Origin of the sequence: Bacillus sp. FSL K6-1033, assembly GCF_038630765.1 — a bacterium.
Taxonomy (GTDB): Bacteria; Bacillota; Bacilli; order Bacillales; family Bacillaceae; genus Bacillus; species Bacillus altitudinis.
This window is the reverse complement of the sequence record NZ_CP152041.1, coordinates 2,939,995-2,958,863: the sequence shown is the minus strand read 5'-3', so window position 1 is coordinate 2,958,863 and position 18,869 is coordinate 2,939,995. Positions and strand designations below refer to the sequence as shown.

23 protein-coding genes and 1 riboswitch are annotated in these 18,869 nt (G+C 42.3%); of the genes, 16 read left to right on the top strand and 7 right to left on the bottom strand.

Annotated elements, in window-relative coordinates; translation table 11 throughout:
* Nucleotides 1–76 precede the first annotated feature (76 nt).
* Nucleotides 77–955: a TetR/AcrR family transcriptional regulator gene (locus MHH31_RS15290; RefSeq protein ID WP_249670069.1), complete on the bottom strand. Its 879-nt coding sequence runs from the start codon at nt 953–955 to the stop codon at nt 77–79.
* Between the two features lie 192 nt (nt 956–1,147).
* Between MHH31_RS15290 and spxO the strand changes: the two genes are divergently transcribed.
* A complete protein-coding gene (gene spxO / locus MHH31_RS15285) occupies nt 1,148–1,312 on the top strand; it encodes an anti-adapter protein SpxO (protein ID WP_008347070.1) in 165 nt (54 codons plus the stop codon).
* 20 nt (nt 1,313–1,332) lie between these two features.
* On the opposite strand, the gene MHH31_RS15280 is transcribed toward spxO, so the two are convergent.
* Both MHH31_RS15280 and MHH31_RS15275 read right to left on the bottom strand, forming a co-directional pair.
* A complete protein-coding gene (locus tag MHH31_RS15280; RefSeq protein WP_277687580.1) occupies nt 1,333–2,664 on the bottom strand; it encodes a HAMP domain-containing sensor histidine kinase in 1,332 nt (443 codons plus the stop codon).
* Complete coding sequence (locus tag MHH31_RS15275; RefSeq protein WP_277687581.1) at nt 2,661–3,335, bottom strand: response regulator transcription factor; 675 nt, start codon at nt 3,333–3,335, stop codon at nt 2,661–2,663. Before MHH31_RS15275 ends, MHH31_RS15280 begins: the two co-directional genes overlap by 4 nt.
* Before the next feature lie 337 nt (nt 3,336–3,672).
* Between MHH31_RS15275 and MHH31_RS15270 the strand changes: the two genes are divergently transcribed.
* Nucleotides 3,673–5,043: a trypsin-like peptidase domain-containing protein gene (locus tag MHH31_RS15270; protein WP_041507747.1), complete on the top strand. Its 1,371-nt coding sequence runs from the start codon at nt 3,673–3,675 to the stop codon at nt 5,041–5,043.
* Nucleotides 5,044–5,287: 244 nt separating this feature from the next.
* Here MHH31_RS15270 and MHH31_RS15265 read toward each other — a convergent pair whose 3' ends face one another.
* The gene (locus tag MHH31_RS15265; protein WP_342494960.1) at nt 5,288–6,130 is read right to left on the bottom strand and encodes an oxidoreductase; all 843 of its coding nucleotides are present in this window, start codon (nt 6,128–6,130) and stop codon (nt 5,288–5,290) included.
* A gap of 113 nt (nt 6,131–6,243) precedes the next feature.
* Here MHH31_RS15265 and MHH31_RS15260 point away from each other — a divergent pair, with 113 nt between their 5' ends.
* The 3 genes from MHH31_RS15260 to MHH31_RS15250 all read left to right on the top strand — a co-directional run bounded on the left by MHH31_RS15260 (nt 6,244) and on the right by MHH31_RS15250 (nt 7,990).
* Complete coding sequence (locus MHH31_RS15260) at nt 6,244–6,690, top strand: YusW family protein (RefSeq protein WP_171465740.1); 447 nt, start codon at nt 6,244–6,246, stop codon at nt 6,688–6,690.
* A 145-nt stretch (nt 6,691–6,835) separates the two neighbouring features.
* The gene (locus tag MHH31_RS15255; RefSeq protein WP_008347057.1) at nt 6,836–7,666 is read left to right on the top strand and encodes an ABC transporter ATP-binding protein; all 831 of its coding nucleotides are present in this window, start codon (nt 6,836–6,838) and stop codon (nt 7,664–7,666) included.
* Nucleotides 7,667–7,738: 72 nt separating this feature from the next.
* A complete protein-coding gene (locus MHH31_RS15250; protein ID WP_008347055.1) occupies nt 7,739–7,990 on the top strand; it encodes a YusU family protein in 252 nt (83 codons plus the stop codon).
* 31 nt (nt 7,991–8,021) lie between these two features.
* On the opposite strand, the gene MHH31_RS15245 is transcribed toward MHH31_RS15250, so the two are convergent.
* From MHH31_RS15245 to MHH31_RS15235, 3 genes are read right to left on the bottom strand one after another with little or no spacing between them, the layout of a single operon-like run.
* Nucleotides 8,022–8,369 carry a spore coat protein gene (locus MHH31_RS15245; RefSeq protein WP_342494959.1) on the bottom strand — a complete coding sequence of 116 codons (348 nt, stop codon included), beginning with the start codon at nt 8,367–8,369 and terminating at the stop codon, nt 8,022–8,024.
* Nucleotides 8,370–8,381: 12 nt separating this feature from the next.
* Entirely contained in the window at nt 8,382–8,633 is a 252-nt protein-coding gene (locus tag MHH31_RS15240; RefSeq protein WP_235655693.1) for a hypothetical protein, read from the bottom strand.
* Between the two features lie 10 nt (nt 8,634–8,643).
* Entirely contained in the window at nt 8,644–8,781 is a 138-nt protein-coding gene (locus MHH31_RS15235; RefSeq protein ID WP_008347049.1) for a YuzL family protein, read from the bottom strand.
* A 199-nt stretch (nt 8,782–8,980) separates the two neighbouring features.
* Here MHH31_RS15235 and MHH31_RS15230 point away from each other — a divergent pair, with 199 nt between their 5' ends.
* The 11 genes from MHH31_RS15230 (at nt 8,981) to MHH31_RS15180 (ending at nt 18,855) form a co-directional block, all read left to right on the top strand.
* Nucleotides 8,981–11,368 carry a 3-hydroxyacyl-CoA dehydrogenase NAD-binding domain-containing protein gene (locus MHH31_RS15230; RefSeq protein ID WP_342494958.1) on the top strand — a complete coding sequence of 796 codons (2,388 nt, stop codon included), beginning with the start codon at nt 8,981–8,983 and terminating at the stop codon, nt 11,366–11,368.
* 12 nt (nt 11,369–11,380) lie between these two features.
* On the top strand, nt 11,381–12,556 hold the full coding sequence (locus tag MHH31_RS15225; protein WP_008347045.1) for an acetyl-CoA C-acetyltransferase: 1,176 nt from the start codon (nt 11,381–11,383) through the stop codon (nt 12,554–12,556).
* 14 nt (nt 12,557–12,570) lie between these two features.
* Complete coding sequence (locus tag MHH31_RS15220) at nt 12,571–14,352, top strand: acyl-CoA dehydrogenase family protein (RefSeq protein WP_052320613.1); 1,782 nt, start codon at nt 12,571–12,573, stop codon at nt 14,350–14,352.
* Nucleotides 14,353–14,462: 110 nt separating this feature from the next.
* A complete protein-coding gene (locus tag MHH31_RS15215; protein WP_029575395.1) occupies nt 14,463–14,819 on the top strand; it encodes an arsenate reductase family protein in 357 nt (118 codons plus the stop codon).
* A 66-nt stretch (nt 14,820–14,885) separates the two neighbouring features.
* A complete protein-coding gene (gene gcvH, locus MHH31_RS15210; RefSeq protein WP_008347039.1) occupies nt 14,886–15,269 on the top strand; it encodes a glycine cleavage system protein GcvH in 384 nt (127 codons plus the stop codon).
* A 44-nt stretch (nt 15,270–15,313) separates the two neighbouring features.
* Entirely contained in the window at nt 15,314–15,550 is a 237-nt protein-coding gene (locus tag MHH31_RS15205; RefSeq protein ID WP_008347037.1) for a YusG family protein, read from the top strand.
* Nucleotides 15,551–15,681: 131 nt separating this feature from the next.
* Nucleotides 15,682–16,026, top strand: a complete 345-nt coding sequence (locus MHH31_RS15200; RefSeq protein WP_008347035.1) for a toprim domain-containing protein — start codon at nt 15,682–15,684, stop codon at nt 16,024–16,026.
* An 11-nt stretch (nt 16,027–16,037) separates the two neighbouring features.
* Complete coding sequence (locus MHH31_RS15195; protein ID WP_007500346.1) at nt 16,038–16,340, top strand: thioredoxin family protein; 303 nt, start codon at nt 16,038–16,040, stop codon at nt 16,338–16,340.
* Between the two features lie 120 nt (nt 16,341–16,460).
* Nucleotides 16,461–16,802: an SCP2 sterol-binding domain-containing protein gene (locus MHH31_RS15190; RefSeq protein WP_008347033.1), complete on the top strand. Its 342-nt coding sequence runs from the start codon at nt 16,461–16,463 to the stop codon at nt 16,800–16,802.
* A 102-nt stretch (nt 16,803–16,904) separates the two neighbouring features.
* Nucleotides 16,905–17,013, top strand: a riboswitch (SAM riboswitch).
* Between the two features lie 155 nt (nt 17,014–17,168).
* Nucleotides 17,169–18,194, top strand: coding sequence for a methionine ABC transporter ATP-binding protein (locus MHH31_RS15185; RefSeq protein WP_041508106.1), 1,026 nt, complete (start codon nt 17,169–17,171; stop codon nt 18,192–18,194).
* Nucleotides 18,187–18,855, top strand: a complete 669-nt coding sequence (locus tag MHH31_RS15180) for a methionine ABC transporter permease (protein WP_268448441.1) — start codon at nt 18,187–18,189, stop codon at nt 18,853–18,855. The genes MHH31_RS15185 and MHH31_RS15180 overlap by 8 nt, the downstream gene beginning before the upstream one ends.
* Nucleotides 18,856–18,869 lie beyond the last annotated feature (14 nt).

The window sequence follows — 18,869 nt, the reverse complement described above, 5'->3', positions numbered from 1 at the left end:
CCTGAAATCACAGAAAAGAAGTTTGATTGTTTGTTTTTGTCACAATCATAAACCCAGGGCAAGCAAGCCCTGGGTTTTATAAATGATCTTCTTTTAGAATGCGTAATAAGGAGCCGGAGACCGGCTGAAGCGGTGTGTATAATTTCAATTGATAAAGCATGCCTTTGACGATGACTTGTCTTGGTTTTTGTTTGTTTAACTCGTTTTCTAAAATGCCAAGCGCTTCAAATAAATCTGGCTCGTCTTTTACTTCATAATGTGCTTCTGCCAGTTCTCTTAATTCTTTTAATAGAGATTCTGTGAGCGGATCAAATGATCGTTCATAAATAGGGCCGAACCAGTCGCTTGCTTGGTCCACAGAAATGAGCGGATGGTCATTGCGCTTCATCATACCGCCCATTAGATCATCGATACGGTGAATCATTGTTGAGGCAAGCTCCTCTGCTTCGAGCTGAAAATCATATAAAATGGCAAGCTCAAAGTAAACGTGACTCATGCCCTCGATCGTTAAACAAAGATCAGCCATATAAGGAATGGCTGCATCTCCATACATTTGCTTCATGTTATCAATGTGCAACTGAATCGTCGCAAGCCGAATTTGCTTTGCAAGCTGCTGCGTTTCTTCGTTCAATGGGAGCGCCCTGTCGCTTAGCTGCATTTTAATAAAATCCTTTTGCTGCAAAATATTATCGTAATAGACAGTGAGCTGTTTCCGGTAGGCTTCTTTTGGTGTGCCGCCCTCTGTTTGAACCTCATGAATCCGGGTAAATACCTTATCGTAATAGTAATGCAAGATCGAAATAAGCAGTGCTTCCTTCGATTTGAAATAAAGGTAAAACGCACCCTTTGACATGTGGCATTCATCCGCAATTTCCTGAACAGACGTTGTATTATAGCCTTTGCTGGCAAATAACTTCATACCAGCCTCAATGATCATTTTTTCTTTCTTTTTCAATATGAATGTCATCCTTTCTTACCGAGAGACAAATGTCTTAGGAAACGTGCGCAAAGAGATGTGACTTATCGGTCATAAACGACAAAACTTTTCAAAAATTAATCAGATTGTAACTTGTTTTTTACAGTGTAATTCTTTATATTATAAAGTAAGGTGACCAACTGGTCAAAATATGTGAAAGGATGATGTTCCATGAGAGAAATCGATGATATGATTAGACGCTTGAAAGCAAAAGGAATTCAAGTAGAAAAAGTCAAAATGCCGAAAGAGACAACAATTGAAAAGAAATGGATGTATCAAGCTGGCAAGAAGATCAAAGCCACATACCGGGATTTCAATGGGTATTCATTCATCTAAAAAAGACTGCGGTTTAAAACCTACAGCCTCTTCTTTGGAACAGTGATCGTATAGCGTACACCTAGTTCATCATTTTCAATTGATATGGACGCTTGATGCATTGAAAGAATTCGTTTGACAATGCTTAATCCAATGCCGAATTCGCCCTTTTTTCCCTTACTAAAAGGTTCGTATAGGCTGGATAGCATGTGTTCTTCAATTGGAGGGCCATCATTACGAATAACGATGCGGATTTGATCCTCTCCCTGCTTCATATGAATGTCAATTTTACTTTTTGCGTAGCGAAGTTGATTTTCTAAGACATTTTCAAATAATTTGCTCCATTGTTCTGGATCGCCTTCAAGTGCAGCCTCATCATCTAAGTCCACGTTCCACTGCAATTCATTTTTCGACCAGCGTAAACGGTCAACCACTTCCAGCATTGTATTACTAACAAGGAAGGGAGAATGCGCCGGATGTTGTTTTGATAAATAATCAAGCTTTGTTAAATACAGCAAATCTTTGATTTTCTTCTCAAGCTTTTCCGCTTCGCCTTCAATCACTTCCACCGTTTGTTCAAGATCTCCTTTAGGAAAAATTCCATCTTTAATAGACTGCGTATAACCGCGGATGACCATTACAGGTGTTTTTAAGTCGTGTGATATATTTTGCAAAAGTGTTCGTTCTGTTTCATCCTTTTGAATGAGCTTTTGTCTCATTTCTTCAATCGTATGCCCCAGTTTGCCAATTTCATCTTGCCGGTCAACAATCACAGGATCGTCCCAGTCTTCTTGTGCAATGCGCTTGACGTGCTTTTCAAACGCGACGATTGGACGTGATAAGTAGCGGGCGAGCCAAATCGATGGAATCCAGCTTAGTAAAATAACCGTTCCTAAGATGAATATCAGCTGTTTAAACAGCGTAAAGGACAAGTCATCTCGATAAGAATCTGGTGCATATGACAAGAGAATATATTGTGTATTGCCTGTTGAGACTTTTTTAATCACAAAAAAGATATGCTGACCATTCACTTCTTCAGAATAGCGTTTTGTTGCGCTTTTTTGTTTTTTAACAAAGGACTGTACTTTTTCAATAAAAGCATGCGGGAAAAACTGAGCCATTTGATTTAATTCATCTGACGGAATCAGAATGTGCTGAACCGAGCGGTTTTCTGGTGTCGACTTTGGTGAGCCGTCTCGATTCAGAGGGTATTCTGTTAACACTTGCTGCTCGTTTTCGATGTTTTTATAAATTTCATTCGTAAAGAAGCTGCGTAATGTATTTGAAAATAAAATGATCAGGACAATCGAAATGGTGAGTAAAATGCCAGAGATGACAACCCAAATTTGAAAAGCGAGCGGTTTGTTCTTCATCCTTTTAGCATCCTATAGCCAAATCCATAAATGGTCTCGACTTTTAAGTCAGGCATTTTTTTGCGCAGCCGTCTGACAAGATCATCGACCACACGATCTGTCCCGAAGTAATCGTGCCCCCAGATCTTAACGAGGATATCTTCCCGGGAAAAGGCATGTCCTTGATGATGGGTAAATAAGAGCAGCAAATCAAATTCCTTAGACGTTAAGTTAATCAGCTGATCTCCTTCATACACCTCTCTTACGTCCTCATGAATGATATAGGAAGAAACGGGTGTGACGCTTTGCTGCGGTGTGTTACTGTTTTTATATACAAGCTCCAGCAGCTTTTGCACGCGGATGATCAGCTCGCGCGGAAGAAAGGGTTTTGCAATATAATCACTGCTCCCGAGTTCTAAGCCAAGCACACGATCAATATCTGCATCACGTGCCGAAATAAAAATGACCGGTACGTCAGGCGAGGCTGCTTTGATTTCTTTAATAAGTGTGTAGCCGTCTGTATCAGGCAGCATAATATCTAAAATCCATAGATGCGGGGGCTTGTTCATTGCTTTGCGTGCCGCTTCTCCGGTTAAAAAAGAGGACACATTCCAATTTTCACTCTCTAAATATTTGGTCAACAGTTCATTTAAATTCTGCTCATCTTCAACTAAATAAATGGTGTACGACAAAGTCTTCCACATCCTCTCAACGTCATTATAACGGGATACAAAGGCGGCATGTCAACAATCACACGCTTTTTTCACAATTTCACATATTCTTCTCATCATTATCCCATAATGTTTGTTTATGATAAGCTCAAGGGAAAAAAGGGCATAGACAAAAGGCTAATGAATAGGTGCTTTTCACCAATGTGCGCACCTTGCTTTTTTTCTATGAATAAGTATTATATAATTTGACATATTGTCATAAAGAATTTTTCAATGATATTGCCATTAAGAGGACATGAGTCCTGTCTAGACATATGAATGAAGCATTTGATGAAAATGATGCAAAGGAGTGCAAGCGATGGATTTCCGAAGAGAAGATGAAGAGAAAAAGATGAATGATCAAGAACACGCACATCAAGAGAATGAGAAACAAATAGAAGAACCAGAAAAAGAGAAAGAACTCGTTTTTCACCATCATGAAAACGAAGCATCTGCCTCTCAGGAGAGGGTGACAAACGAATCTCCTCAAGTGATTGATGACCGTTCGTCTAAAAAGGAGAAAAAACGGAAGGCTGCATGGCTGAGTCCTATTCTTGGAGGGATTATTGGAGGCGGTCTTGTGCTTGGCATTACACCGCTTTTACCGCAGTCACAAGATACAGCGGCAAACACTCAAACCCAAACAGCATCAAGCGAACCGGCTTCATCTGAAAATTTCTCAACAAAACAAATCACCAATGCGACGAATGTTGCTGATATGGTAGAAGATTTAGAGCCGACGATTGTAGGGGTCTCAAACTATCAATCTACACAAAACTCGTTCGGTCTTAGCGGTGATTCAACTGAAGCAGAAGCTGGAACGGGTTCTGGTGTCATCTTCAAAAAAGATGGCAAAAAAGCATACATTATCACAAATAACCATGTAGTCGAGGGTGCCAATAAATTAAAGGTCACACTATACGATGGAAAAACAAAAGATGCGAAGCTTGTCGGCAGTGACGTAATGACAGATTTAGCTGTCGTGGAAATAAATGCTGACGGCATTGATAAAGTTGCAAGCTTTGGAGATTCTTCTAAGCTTCGGGCTGGAGACAAAGTCATCGCAATCGGGAACCCGCTCGGTGCGCAGTTCTCTGGTACAGTAACAGAAGGGATTATTAGTGGTCTCGATCGTACCGTTGAAGCCAATACATCATCTGGAACCGTTGAGATGAATGTGCTTCAAACAGATGCAGCCATTAACCCTGGAAACAGTGGCGGTCCGCTGATCAATACAGACGGTCAAGTCATCGGCATCAACAGCTTGAAAATTAGCGAAAGCGGAGTAGAATCACTCGGATTTGCGATCCCAAGTAACGATGTCAAACCGATCGTAGATCAGCTGTTGAAAAATGGAAAAGTCGAACGTCCTTACCTTGGCGTACAAATGATTGACCTTGAGCAAGTGCCTGAAACGTATCAGGAAAATACACTTGGCCTATTTGATAAACAAATCGGTAAAGGCATCTATGTAAAAGATGTTTCAAAAGGATCTCCTGCACAAAAAGCAGGCTTGAAGTCTGGAGATGTCATCATCAAGTTCAAAGGAAAAGATGTAGCGAATAGCTCACAACTGAAAGAAATCCTTTATAAAGAAACAAAAATTGGCGATAAAACGACAATGACTGTCATCCGTGATGGAAAGAACAAAAATCTTGATATTACCCTTGGGCAGTCTGATAACGAATAAAAGAAAACAGGTGGATAAAAGATCCACCTGTTAGATTGTTGACAAAGGGCTAAAATGAACTTTATTTTAGCCCTTTGTCTTCTTTTTTTCAGCGTGATAGAAAGCCTTTGCAGTCTAGGAAGGACGAGTACTGGCACGGAGCGAATTTGACATTCGTGAGTACCAGCGCGCAGGACTGACAACGAATGCGAGGGTTTGTCTACACGCTGACAGGTGGATAATCGATCCACCTGTTTTTTTGTGTCTATTTTTTTGAGGATAGTGTCCGTAAAATAATGTTTTCCCATACATTCCAAGGCAGGAGCTGCTTTGCTATGAATGAAAGCCGAACACCTTTCCCCACAAGATACCTTAGCTTCTTTAGTCGCTTCTTCTCTGCAAGCGAAACCACAAGCTCTGCAACTTCACCGGGATCTCCATAGTTGTTTTTTTGCGCCTCTATATAGGACATCATCTTTTGATAAATAGCTGTGTATTTAGAACCTTCTGCAGGCGGCGTCATTTGCTCATTCATGGAGGTGTTCCAAATGTTCGTTTGGAAAGAACCCGGCTCAATCAAAGCGGCCTGAATGCCAAACGAAGCCAGCTCAATTCGCAAACTCTCTGTATAGCCCTCTAGCGCAAACTTTGACGATACATATGGAGAGAGTGCGGGCATTCCCATGAGTCCGCTGATACTGCTCATATTGAATATCTTTGCACCGCTCGTCATCAACGGAAGGACTGCTTGTGTCATTTCCACCACACCAAAGACATTGACTTCGAATTGCTCTCGGTACTGATCAACAGGCACCTCTTCAGCAAAACCAGCATAGGCCGTTCCCGCATTGTTCACAAGCAAGTGAATTGGAGCATAGGCATTAAGCCTTTTCTGAAATGCTTGAATGGACTGTGTATCTGTCACATCTAATGCTTCAATATGTATTGATTCGGATAAAGCGGCGTTCTTTACTTCTTCGGCAAGATTTTTCGCATTGGTCTCCTGTCTTACGCCAGCAATCACAGTGTACCCTTGCTGAGCGAGACGCAGTGTGATGAGTTTTCCAAAACCGCTGTTGGCACCAGTCACAATGGCTGTTTTATTCATCTTCCGGTTCTCCTTTTTGTTTTAATCTACCATAGTCTGCTGTTTTATTGAATAACGAAAAGGGGCTTGGAGAAGAATAAAAAACGATGCTATGAAATAGGAGGAAACACATGATGTGCTGGAAGAAGGCGGGACTGCTAGGAGTGCTGTTCTTTATGCTGTCTGGCTGTCGTTCAATCGAACCAATACAACATCCACATGAAGCAGAAGCTGAAAGTCTGTCAGCTGTTCAAATGAAGGAATTGCCATTTCAGCATTTGCAATTGCACGTACAATATGGACAAAAAAGCGAATTATATGAAGCTACCTATCGTCAAGCTGGTGGAAGAGAAGAAGCACTAATTCGAGATCATATGAATGGTGTCCGCTATGAAGGAGAAGAAGCTTTACGTGAAATGAAGATGAAGCTCAATGATATGTCGATTCCTAGTGCAAAGCTGAACGAAACATATGTCAATGAATTATTATCTGCTTTTAATTTAGATGATGATTATCAGCGGATACGAGTCGATATCAAGCTCGAAGATGGGACAAAACGCGCATTCGAAAAGAAAAAGTAAACGAGACTTTCTCATTTTTTAATTGAAAATGATTTTCAAGATCACTTAAATCTGATACACTAAATTGAGATAAGTGATCTTTGACGTCTACATAGACGATATTCAATATAAAAAATTTGGATGAGAAAAGGAGCGTTTGAGCGGAATGAGTGCCATTTCTACTGAAGGTTTAAGCTTAGGTTACGGAGAAACAATGATCATAGACGAACTAAATGTGTCAATCCCTAAGGGTGAAATCACAGTATTTATTGGCAGCAATGGATGCGGTAAATCCACGCTACTTCGCTCTTTGGCCCGTCTCATGAAGCCAATGGGTGGTTCTGTCCTTCTTGAAGGTCATTCCATTGCAAAATTACCAACAAAGGAAGTGGCGAAACAGCTCGCCATTCTTCCGCAAGGACCAGAAGCGCCAGAAGGATTAACGGTGCATCAGCTCGTCAAGCAAGGGCGATATCCTTATCAAAATTGGCTGAAGCAATGGTCAAAGCAAGATGAAGAAGCGGTAAATCGTGCACTGAAGTCAACGAAGATGGAAGACCTTGCTGATCGAACGGTTGATTCATTATCAGGTGGACAAAGGCAGCGTGCATGGATTGCGATGACACTGGCTCAGGAGACGGATATTATTCTATTAGATGAGCCAACAACGTATTTAGACATGACGCACCAAATTGAAATCCTGGATCTTCTTTTTGATTTAAATGAAAAAGAGCAGCGCACGATTGTCATGGTTCTGCATGACCTCAATCTCGCTTGCAGATATGCGCATCACCTTGTGGCCATTAAAGACAAGTCGATTTATGCAGAAGGAAGACCGGAAACTGTCATTAACTGTGATCTTGTGAAAAATGTCTTTGATATGAACTGCCAAGTCACAACAGATCCTTTATTCGGAACACCGTTATGTATTCCGCACGGCAGAGGACGCTGTATTGTCCAACAGGCACAAGCTGAGACATTTCTTGCTGCAAGATAATCGTATGTGAAAAGCCTGACATCTGTTACACGCAGAGTCAGGCTTTTTTCTGAAAAAAGGAGCGGAATACCAATGGGAAATGAATTAGATGAAAAGCTCGAAGGCCTGCTTGATAAATATACAGAGCTGCTGCTTGGTGAAACGAATGAGGAACTGAAAAGAGATGTCACGCAGTGGATCATCTATTCTCATATTGCCAAAAGCATGCCGCCTTTAGCCAAGCATTTTAATGACACGTATCCAGAGGCAAAAGAAGACATCAAAGAAACCATTCAGCGGATCAAGCAATTAAATGAAGCTCATCGTGCGAATAAAGACCGTTAAAAAACTGCCAGCTCAAACTGGCAGTTTTTCTTTATGACATGGGTGATGATCCGTACGGTGATTGATCAGTCAGTGTTTGCTGGAATTTCTGGTGTGCCTGCTGGAGCTTTTGCTGTTCAGCAGCTTCGACAGAGTACCAGCCATATTTGAACATGACATCATATAAATGTCTTTGCGTTTTTTGTGTTTCTAGCGCAATTCGCTGAATATCTTGGTAAAGAGATTCATGGCTGAATTCATTGAGCGCTGTGTTATATCCGTTTGTCATATATTTTTCAGTCGACAACAGGTCTGTGACAAAGTCGCGATCGTTCATGTTCGTAGTGGTTGGAACCGACGTTTGTGGATTCCCGATTTTTTGTTGGTTTTGCTGTTCCATGTCTGTTACCTCCTATTGCATAAAGCCAGAAGACTGGCCTTGCTCTGAGCTGCCTAAATGCTGAAGAATTTGTGTGTAATGCTGATGATGCATTTGACCAACTTGATTGAGTTCTTGTTTCAATGTTTGATCCTGACAATGCTCGGCCATAAAGTGGGCCTTTTTCATCGCAATCAAATTCCAGTTCAGCATATCCTCTAGGTACAAGGAATCCTTTACTGAAATCACCTGTGGGGGCATATTCATTTGCTGGTTGTTCAAGATGTGTTCCTCCTTACGATTTCTTTTTATATTGCTGATTTTGACTGGTCTTTTTACCGCCTAGGTCTGCTTCTTGTGATGGACCTGCGTTTCCTTTCACACTTGCAGCACTTACGCCTGCTTTTGATGGGTTCTTTTGCAAACGAGACATGTGGACATCACCTCCATTCTTACAATTCCCCCTCGTCTTTAATTCATACGCTGTAAAGAAAGGCGCATGAGAATGTGTAAATTTTTGAAATCTGCTATTGAACTGTTTCGGAAAATCTTTTAAGATAAAGAAAGAGGCATTGCTTTTTTTTGGACAAAAAATGAATGACTGTTCATTCAAAATGTTTAGGGGGATATTTATGGGCAAACATATTCGCAAGGCGGCTGTCATTGGTTCAGGTGTCATGGGCTCAGGCATTGCTGCACATCTAGCCAATATCGGGATACCAGTAACATTGCTAGATATTGTGCCAAATGAACTGACAAAGGAAGAAACGGCAAAAAAGCTAACGCTTGATCACCCTAGTGTTCGAAATAGATTAAGCCAAGACGCAATGAAAAAATTGTTAAAGCAAAAGCCAGCACCTCTTACTTCAGCCAAAAACCTATCATACATCACACCCGGAAATCTCACAGATCACCTTTCCTTATTACACGATGCTGACTGGATCATTGAAGTCGTCACTGAAAAGCTCAGCATTAAACAACACGTATTCTCTCTCATCGACGAACACCGCAAAGAAGGCAGCATCGTATCCAGCAATACATCCGGTATTTCTGTTGAAAAAATGGCAGAAGGCCGATCAGCTGATTTTAAACGCCACTTTTTAGGCACTCATTTTTTTAACCCAGCTCGTTATTTAAAGCTTTTAGAAGTAATTCCTATTCAAGAAACAGATCCAGAAGTACTCTCATATATGAAAACATTTGGTGAAGATGTACTTGGCAAGGGTGTGGTCGAAGCAAAAGATACACCGAACTTTATTGCCAACCGCATTGGCACTTATGGGCTTCTTGTCACAGTGCGTGAAATGCTTGAGAACAAATACACGATCGGAGAGGTCGATTCTGTCACAGGTCCTCTTATTGGCAGACCGAAAAGTGCGACCTTCCGCACACTTGATGTGGTGGGGCTCGACACATTTTCTCATGTAGCCCGCAATGTGTATGAACAGGTAGAAGGAAAGGAAAAAGATATTTTTCAGCTGCCTGAGTTTATGGAAAGAATGCTTGAAAAAGGGTGGATCGGCAGCAAAGCAGGGCAAGGATTTTATCAAAAAAATGGGAAGACCATTTTAGAGCTTGATCCTGTCACACTCACATACGGAGAACGGACAAAGCTAAAGGATCCGGGCATTGACATTGCCAAGCAGCAAAAGGGGACAAAAGCGAAATTGAAAGCGCTTATTTATCAAGATGGCCGTGCTGGGCAATTGCTTTGGAATATGACCGCACCTGTTCTTCTTTATTCAGCTCATCTAAAAGGCGACATTTCGGATGATATTCAGTCCATCGATAACGCCATGAAATGGGGATTTGGCTGGCAGCATGGCCCGTTCGAGCTGTGGGATGCGATTGGTGTGAAAAAAGCCGTCAGTCGAATGGAAGCGGAAGGGCACAGCATCCCGACCTGGGTGCAAGATATGCTTTCAGAAGGACATGACACGTTCTATCAAGAAAATGCCGAAGGAGACCGTGCATTTTATCAGAATGGTGCTTATGAACAGGAAAAGGGAAACGACAAGAATATTTCATTAGCTAGATTGAAAAAGAAACACGATGTCATTTTTAAAAATACGGGTGCAAGCTTGATCGATATCGGGGATGATGTTGCCTTGCTTGAATTTCATTCGAAAAGCAATGCCATTGGGCTTGATGTCATTGATATGATCAACCGTGCTGTAGATGAAACAGAAAAGAATTATAAAGGGCTGGTCATCGGCAACCAAGGAAAGAACTTCTGTGTTGGTGCGAATCTCGCCTTAATTTTAATGGAAGCACAGGACGACAACTTCTTTGAAATTGATTTTGTCATTCGCAGGTTCCAGCAGGCGATGATGAAGGTGAAGTATAGTGACCGTCCAGTTGTGGCTGCACCGTTTGGTATGACACTTGGCGGAGGGACGGAGCTTTGTCTACCAGCAGCCGCTATCCAAGCGTCCAGTGAAACGTATATGGGACTTGTTGAAGCGGGGGTCGGACTCATACCGGGCGGAGGCGGAAACAAAGAACTCTATATTCGCCATCTGCAAGGAGCGGAAAAGCCATCAGCAACTGCGATCCAAGATGCTGCGCTACAAACCTTTGAAGCCATTGCGATGGCAAAGGTATCTACATCAGCAGAGGAAGCGCGTGATATGAAGATGCTCCGAGTAAATGACCGGATCAGCATGAATGGTGATCATTTAATCCATGATGCGAAACAACTCGTTCTTTATCTTGATGAAGCGGGTTATCGTGCACCGCTGAAGCAAAAGGTGCCCGTGATGGGGGAAACAGGCTACGCAGCAATGGTGCTGGCTGCTGAAAATATGAGATTGTCTGGATACATTTCAGACCATGACATGACCATTGCGAAAAAACTAGCGCATGTCATTTCTGGCGGCAAATTGCCATTTGGTACAGAGGTGGATGAACAATACTTATTAGAGCTTGAAAGAGAAGCCTTTTTAAGTCTTGTAGGGGAAGTCAAATCTCAGGCACGCATGCAGCACATGCTCGTTAAAGGAAAACCTTTACGTAACTAGGGGGGAGTCAAAATGAGAGAAGCAGTGATTGTAGCTGGCGCAAGAACACCAGTAGGGAAAGCCAAAAAAGGATCATTAAAACATGTCAGACCTGATGATATGGGCGCATTGTGTGTAAAAGAAACGCTAAAGCGTGCCGGTGATTATGATGGAACAATCGATGATTTAATCATCGGATGTGCGACACCAGAAGCAGAGCAAGGGCTGAATGTAGCCAGGAATATTGGGGCGTTAGCAGGTTTGCCATATACAGTACCTGCTATTACCATTAACCGCTATTGCTCTTCAGGTCTGCAGTCAATTGCTTATGCGGGTGAACGAATTATGCTTGGGCAGGCAGAAACCATTTTAGCTGGAGGCGTCGAATCGATGTCGCAAGTCCCAATGATGGGTCACTCCATTCGTCCAAACGCTCTTTTGGCAGAGCAAGCGCCTGAATACTATATGAGCATGGGCCACACAGCGGAGCAAGTGGCGCAAAAGTATCAGGTCACACGACAAGATCAAGATGCTTTTGCGGTGAGGAGCCATCAAAAGGCAGCAAAGGCACTTCAAGAAGGGAAATTTTCAGATGAAATTGTTCCCGTTGATGTGACAGAAAGACGGGTAGGAGAGCAGTATCAACTAGAAGAACGCCAATTTACGTTCTCACAAGATGAAGGTGTCAGAGCGGGCACAACAGAGGAGGTTCTCTCAACGTTACGACCTGCCTTCTCAACAAAAGGCACAGTGACTGCAGGAAACTCTTCGCAGACGAGTGATGGAGCGGCATGTGTCATGATGATGGATCGCGAAAAAGCATCTTCTCTTTCTCTTCAGCCGCTTGCCAAGTTCAGGGCGTTTGCTGTTGGCGGTGTACCACCTGAAGTCATGGGAATTGGGCCGGTTGAAGCCATTCCGCGTGCACTGAAAATCGCTGGTCTAGAGCTGAAGGACATCGGGCTGTTTGAATTGAATGAAGCATTTGCTTCTCAGGCGATTCAAGTCATTCGTCATTTAGGGATCGATGAAGAGAAGGTAAATGTCAACGGCGGCGCCATTGCCTTAGGACATCCGCTAGGCTGTACAGGAACGAAACTCACGCTGTCCCTCATTCATGAAATGAAACGGCGAAATGAACAATTTGGTATTGTGACGATGTGTATCGGCGGGGGCATGGGAGCGGCAGGCATTTTTGAATTGATCTAAAGGGGGAAAACAGGATGAAAGCAATGGAAGATGTAAAAAAGGGTGGCAGTTTCTTAATTGATGAGACGAATTATGAGCATATCTTTACACCAGAGGATTTCTCTGATGAACATCAAATGATCGGGAAAACAACAGAAGATTACATTTTACAAGATGTCGTTCCGCATATAGATCAAATTGAAAATCATGAATTCGAGCATTCTGTTCGTCTCTTGAAAAAGGCTGGAGAGCTTGGCCTGCTTGGTGCGGATGTTCCTGAGGAATTTGGCGGGCTGGGGCTAGATAAAATCAGCTCAGCCATCATTACTGAAAAATTTGCAAGAGCAGGCAGCTTCTCTCTTTCTTACGGCGCCCATGTCGGGATCGGTTCTTTGCCGATCGTGCTGTTCGGCAATCAATCGCAAAAGGAAAAGTACCTGCCAGGACTCGCCTCTGGAGAAACAATTGCGGCATATGCCCTAACAGAGCCAGGGTCAGGTTCTGATGCGCTAGGTGCGAAAACAACGGCAGTCCTGAATGAAGCTGGAACACATTATGTCCTCAATGGGGAAAAACAATGGATCACAAACTCCGCATTTGCCGATGTGTTTGTCGTGTATGCGAAGATTGATGGTGAACACTTCTCTGCTTTCATCGTAGAAAAGGATTTTCCTGGAGTCAAAACAGGACCTGAAGAGAAAAAGATGGGCATTAAAGGGTCCTCGACGAGAACGTTAATCCTTGAAGATGCCGAAGTGCCAAAGGAGAATTTGCTTGGTGAAGCAGGCAGAGGTCATGTCATTGCCTTTAACATTTTAAACATTGGACGCTATAAGCTGGCTGTAGGGACAATCGGTGCATCAAAACGAGTCATTCAATTATCGGCAGAGTATGCCAATCAGCGTAAGCAGTTTAAAACACCAATTTCTCAATTTAGCTTAATTGGCGAAAAAGCAGCCAACATGTCGGCAAAGCTCTATGCCATGGAAAGTGCTGTATACCGCACAGTCGGGTTATTTGAACAAAGAATGGGTCTGTTAAGTGACGAGGAGCAAAAGGATGGGAAACAAATTGCGCAATCCATCGCAGAATATGCGATTGAATGCTCTCTTTGTAAAGTGCTTGGCTCTGAAACGCTCGATTACATTGTGGATGAAGGTGTGCAGATTCACGGCGGATATGGTTTCATGCAAGAATACGAAGTCGAAAGAGCCTATCGCGACTCACGAATTAACCGTATTTTTGAAGGAACGAACGAAATTAACCGATTGCTTGTGCCAGGCACATTCTTGAAGAAAGCGATGAAAGGAGAGCTTCCGCTTCTTCAAAAAGCGCAAACCCTGCAGGAAGAGCTGATGATGATGATGCCGGAAGAGCCGGGTGATCAGCCGCTTGATCAAGAGAAATACTTACTTTCCCATGCGAAAAAGATCGCCTTAATGGTATCTGGAATGGCGGCGATGAAGTATGGAAAAGCATTAGATAAAGAGCAAGAAATCCTTGTGAATATAGCAGATATCGTCAATGAACTCTTTGCTGCTGAGTCGGCGGTCTTGCGTACGGAAAAAGCAATTGCTGCATCAGGCGCAGAAAAAAATGCACAAAAGCTTGCGTATACACAAATTTTCACACAGGAAGCCTTTTTAAAGATTGAAGCTCATGCGAAAGAATCATTGATTGCCATGGAAGAAGGAGATTCACTCCGTATGAGTCTGTCAGCCCTTCGCAAGCTGACAAGATTCACACCAATGAATGTCATTGCGAAAAAGCGTGAGGTGGCGAAACGAATCTTTGAAGCAGAGAAATATATCGTATAAGACGGCTTAAAAGGTGCGGATATCATGTCGCACCTTTTTGTAAGCATACATTTAGGTTTTTAACATGTTTTGTGATAAAATGTTGTCACTATTTGCAGGAGGTGAAAATGGTGGCTTTAGATTTTTACGAATACCCATCTTGCGGTACATGCCGAAAAGCAAAGAAATGGCTGGAAGAACACAATAAAGACATCAACAGCATACATATCGTCGAAGAGACGCCTGATAAAGACACATTAAAAGCCCTTTACGAAAAAAGCGGTTTAGAGCTGAAGAAATTCTTTAATACGAGCGGTCAGAAATACAGAGAGCTGCAGCTGAAAGATAAACTTCCTGCAATGTCAGAGGACGAGCAGCTTGAATTACTTGCGTCTAATGGAATGCTGATCAAGCGTCCAATTACAACAGACGGCAAACGAGTGACAGTTGGATTTAATGAAGATACATTTAAAAGCGTCTGGAAATGATGTAACTTTCATTCAGATTGTGGTATCTTCAATATAGATTGTAAGAAAAGACTGGAGGGGTATGAAATGAGCACACCAAAAGATTTACGTTATTCAGAAGAACACGAATGGGTCAAAGTAGAAGGAGATAAGGTGCGTATCGGTATTACGCATTTTGCTCAATCTGAGCTAGGGGATATCGTGTTCGTTGAGCTTCCTGAAGTAGGAGACAAAATCACAGCGGACGAGCCTTTCGGAAGTGTAGAATCAGTCAAAACAGTTTCTGAACTATACGCACCGATTAACGGCACAATCGTTGAAGTAAACGACGAGCTTGATGACAGCCCAGAGTTCGTCAACGACTCTCCATACGAAAAAGCTTGGATGATCGTAGTAGAGCCAGCGGATGCATCTGAAATCGAGAACTTAATGACTGCTGAGCAATATGAAGAAATGACAAAAGAAGACTAATTCATGTGAAATTGGACACTCTACCTTTATGGGGGGTGTCCAATTTGTCTTTTCAAAAAGAACAGGTGGATATAACAGAGCATGTCACTGGACGATTCAAAGAGAGCGGCATGGTGCTTTACCATCAAAACGAAGAGATTGGCACGATGATTAGTGAAAATCAATATGAATTAAAATCAGGTTATTCCTATGATCAAAACCGTTTTTATCGTCTGTCAGATACGTTGACCCATGGGACTGAAAAATATGTAGACTGTGACGATGAAAATGGCTGGTGCTAATCACAGATAAGGCTGTAGTGAGTGAATGCTACAGCCTTTTTGTTGATCAAGTGCCCAATCTTTACAACCCGAATGAAAGATTGTAATCTAAGGAAGAAGTGAATCAACGTCAAAAGGGCCGGGTGATCGTGATGAATGTCGAGATAGAAAAGGTCATCATTGTAGAAGGTAAATCAGATAAACAGAAGCTAAAAGAAGTCATAAGTGAACCTGTTACCATCATTTGCACCAATGGCACGATCAGTACATCGAAGCTGGATCAGCTTGTGGACGATTTATTCGGGAAAGACGTTTACATATTAGCAGACAGTGACGATGCTGGCGACAAACTGCGGAAGCAATTCCGAAAAGAATTCCCTGAAGCACTGCATCTTTTTGTCGACAGAACGTACCGCGAAGTGGCCGCTTCACCGTCAGCCCACATTGCATCTATTCTATTAGCTGCAAACATTGATGTTCATTCGAAATATTTATAAGGGTGACGTATATGAAAGAGATTGAAGAGCATGAATTCAAGGAGATAGAGGACGATTTATTTCTTTTGTACTTATATACACCATTTTGCGGAACATGCCAGCTGGCAAAGAAGATGCTGGCAGTGGTTGATGCCATGCAGCCGGAAGTTCCTTTTTATGAAAATAACTTAAATTACTCGCCAAGTTTTGCAAAAGCATTTGAGATCGAAAGTGTCCCTTGCTTTCTCCTGTTTAAAAAGGGTGAAATCGTGCAAAAAGGCTATGCCTTTCACTCCGTTCCATATCTTCACGAAATGATTGAAACCGCTAAATAAAGCGGTTTTTTGTCATATTTCAAGCAATTCATTTGAAAATTTGTCGAGCTATTTATAAAGGACAAGCCGATGTTTGTAGAGAAATGTTATGTATAACCAAATGACAGGGAGGTTATACATGTGGAAAATGTGAAAGCCCATGGAAGTGCAGGGCAGCGATTATTGTTAAAGCCGTTGCTCTCATCATCATCCTTGAAGATTACATTTGAGGCGGAAACGGACTCTTGTACATTGATTGTGGATGAACGTGGTGAAGTGAAGAAACTACCTGCAATTGAGTTATCGGATCTCATCTTTTATGGTGAGCGAAAAGAGATTTTGCAATTATTAGATGGAGACATGTCCTTACAGCAGCTGATCAGCAGAGGACAAGTGAAAGTGAAAGGCTCATTTCGAGCACTTCTTAGACTAGAAGCGGTACTTTGGCTGACGAACGGTTTTTTTCGAAAAATGATAACGTAGTCGTTTACTTGGAAATTAGCGATTTACAGCGTTGACATATCTCAGATAGCATGATATTCTACGTTAGTAAAAACATGAACATCACATAAAACAACATATTTTCTCTTATTAAGAGAGGTGGAGGGACGTGCCCTATGAAACCCGGCAACCGTCAGCATAGCTGAAATTGGTGCCAATTCACTCAAAGCCGCAACGCTTTGAAAGATGAGAGAAAGGCGTATTTGATATAAAAGGCCTTTCTGCTTGCGTTGCAGTTAGGTCTTTTTTACTGACCTTGCGTCAGGCTAGAGTCATAACAGTCGGAAGAATAAATGAACGTATGTGATGGCAACCTATAGATTCAGCAAGAAAGCAGGTGAACAGACTGTGATCCATTTACAGAATGTATCAAAAACGTATCATTCAAAAAGCGGAAATGTTGATGCCGTGAAAGACGTCAACTTGGATATCGATAAAGGTGAAATATTCGGAATTATCGGGTATAGCGGCGCTGGGAAAAGCTCCCTGATTCGCCTATTAAACGGTCTGGAGCTGCCAACAGAAGGAATCGTTGAAGTGGCAGGCAACCGAATCAATGAAGTATCGAATACGAAACTTCGGAAAGCAAGACAAGAAATCAGCATGATTTTCCAGCACTTTAACTTGCTCTGGTCAAGAACAGTGAGACAAAATATTATGTTCCCGCTCGAGATCGCAGGTGTACCAACATCAAAACGGAGAGCTCGTGCAAACGAACTGATTAAATTGGTCGGTTTAGAAGGAAAAGAAAATGCCTATCCTTCTCAGCTCAGCGGCGGACAAAAGCAGCGTGTAGGGATTGCGAGAGCATTAGCGAATGATCCAAAAGTTCTGCTATGTGATGAAGCCACATCTGCGCTTGATCCACAAACAACAGATTCCATCCTTGAGCTTTTAGCCGATATTAATAAACGACTAGGACTTACCATTGTATTGATCACACACGAAATGCACGTCATTCGCAAAATTTGTCACCGTGTGGCGGTGATGGAGAATGGCCGTATTGTCGAAGAAGGCGAAGTATTACGTGTCTTCAGACAGCCGAAAGAAGAAATGACGAAACGATTCGTGAAACAGCTTGCTGAACCAGAAGAAGCAAAAGAAACGATCGAGCACGTCCTAGAGAGAGTAAAAGAAGGTCAGGTCGTCCGGTTGTCCTTTATCGGAGATTCTGCCGAACAGCCGCTGATCACGGAAATCATTCGATCCTTCAAGGTCGATGTGAACATCCTGCAAGGAAAGATTTCTCAAACGCAGGAAGGCGCGTTTGGAACACTCTTTATCCATATTAATGGAGACGAGAACGAAGTTGAAAAAGCCATCGCCTATATCCAAAGCAAACAGGTTGAAATCGAGGTGATGACACATGTTTGAGAAATGGTTTCCGAACGTTGATCTAGAGGTTATTTGGAACGCGACGGGTGAAACGGTCTATATGACACTCATTTCATTGGCATTTGCCTTTGTGATCGGCATTATTCTTGGCCTGCTGCTCTTCCTTACAGGAAAAGGCGGTCTTTGGGAAAATAAACCGATCAATGCTGTCATCGGCGGAGTCGTCAACATTTTCAGATCGATTCCTTTTATCATTTTAATTATTCTTTTACTAGGGTTTACGAAATTTTTAATGCATACAATTTTAGGCCCAAATGCAGCATTACCAGCCCTTGTCATTGGCTCAGCCCCTTTCTACGCACGTCTTGTTGAAATTGCACTGCGTGAAGTAGACAAAGGAGTCATTGAAGCAGCACGATCTATGGGAGCAAAAACGTCGACAATTATTTTCAAAGTATTGCTGCCAGAATCACTGCCAGCCCTTATTTCAGGAATTACTGTAACAGCGATTGCTCTTATTGGCTCTACTGCGATTGCAGGAGCAATTGGAGCAGGCGGACTGGGTGACCTTGCTTATGTAGAAGGATACCAATCTGGTAATACAGATGTCACACTTGTAGCCACTGTGTTTATTCTGATCATCGTCTTTATCATTCAAATAATCGGTGATTTGATTACAAATAAAATTGATAAACGTTAAGGGAGGAATTATTC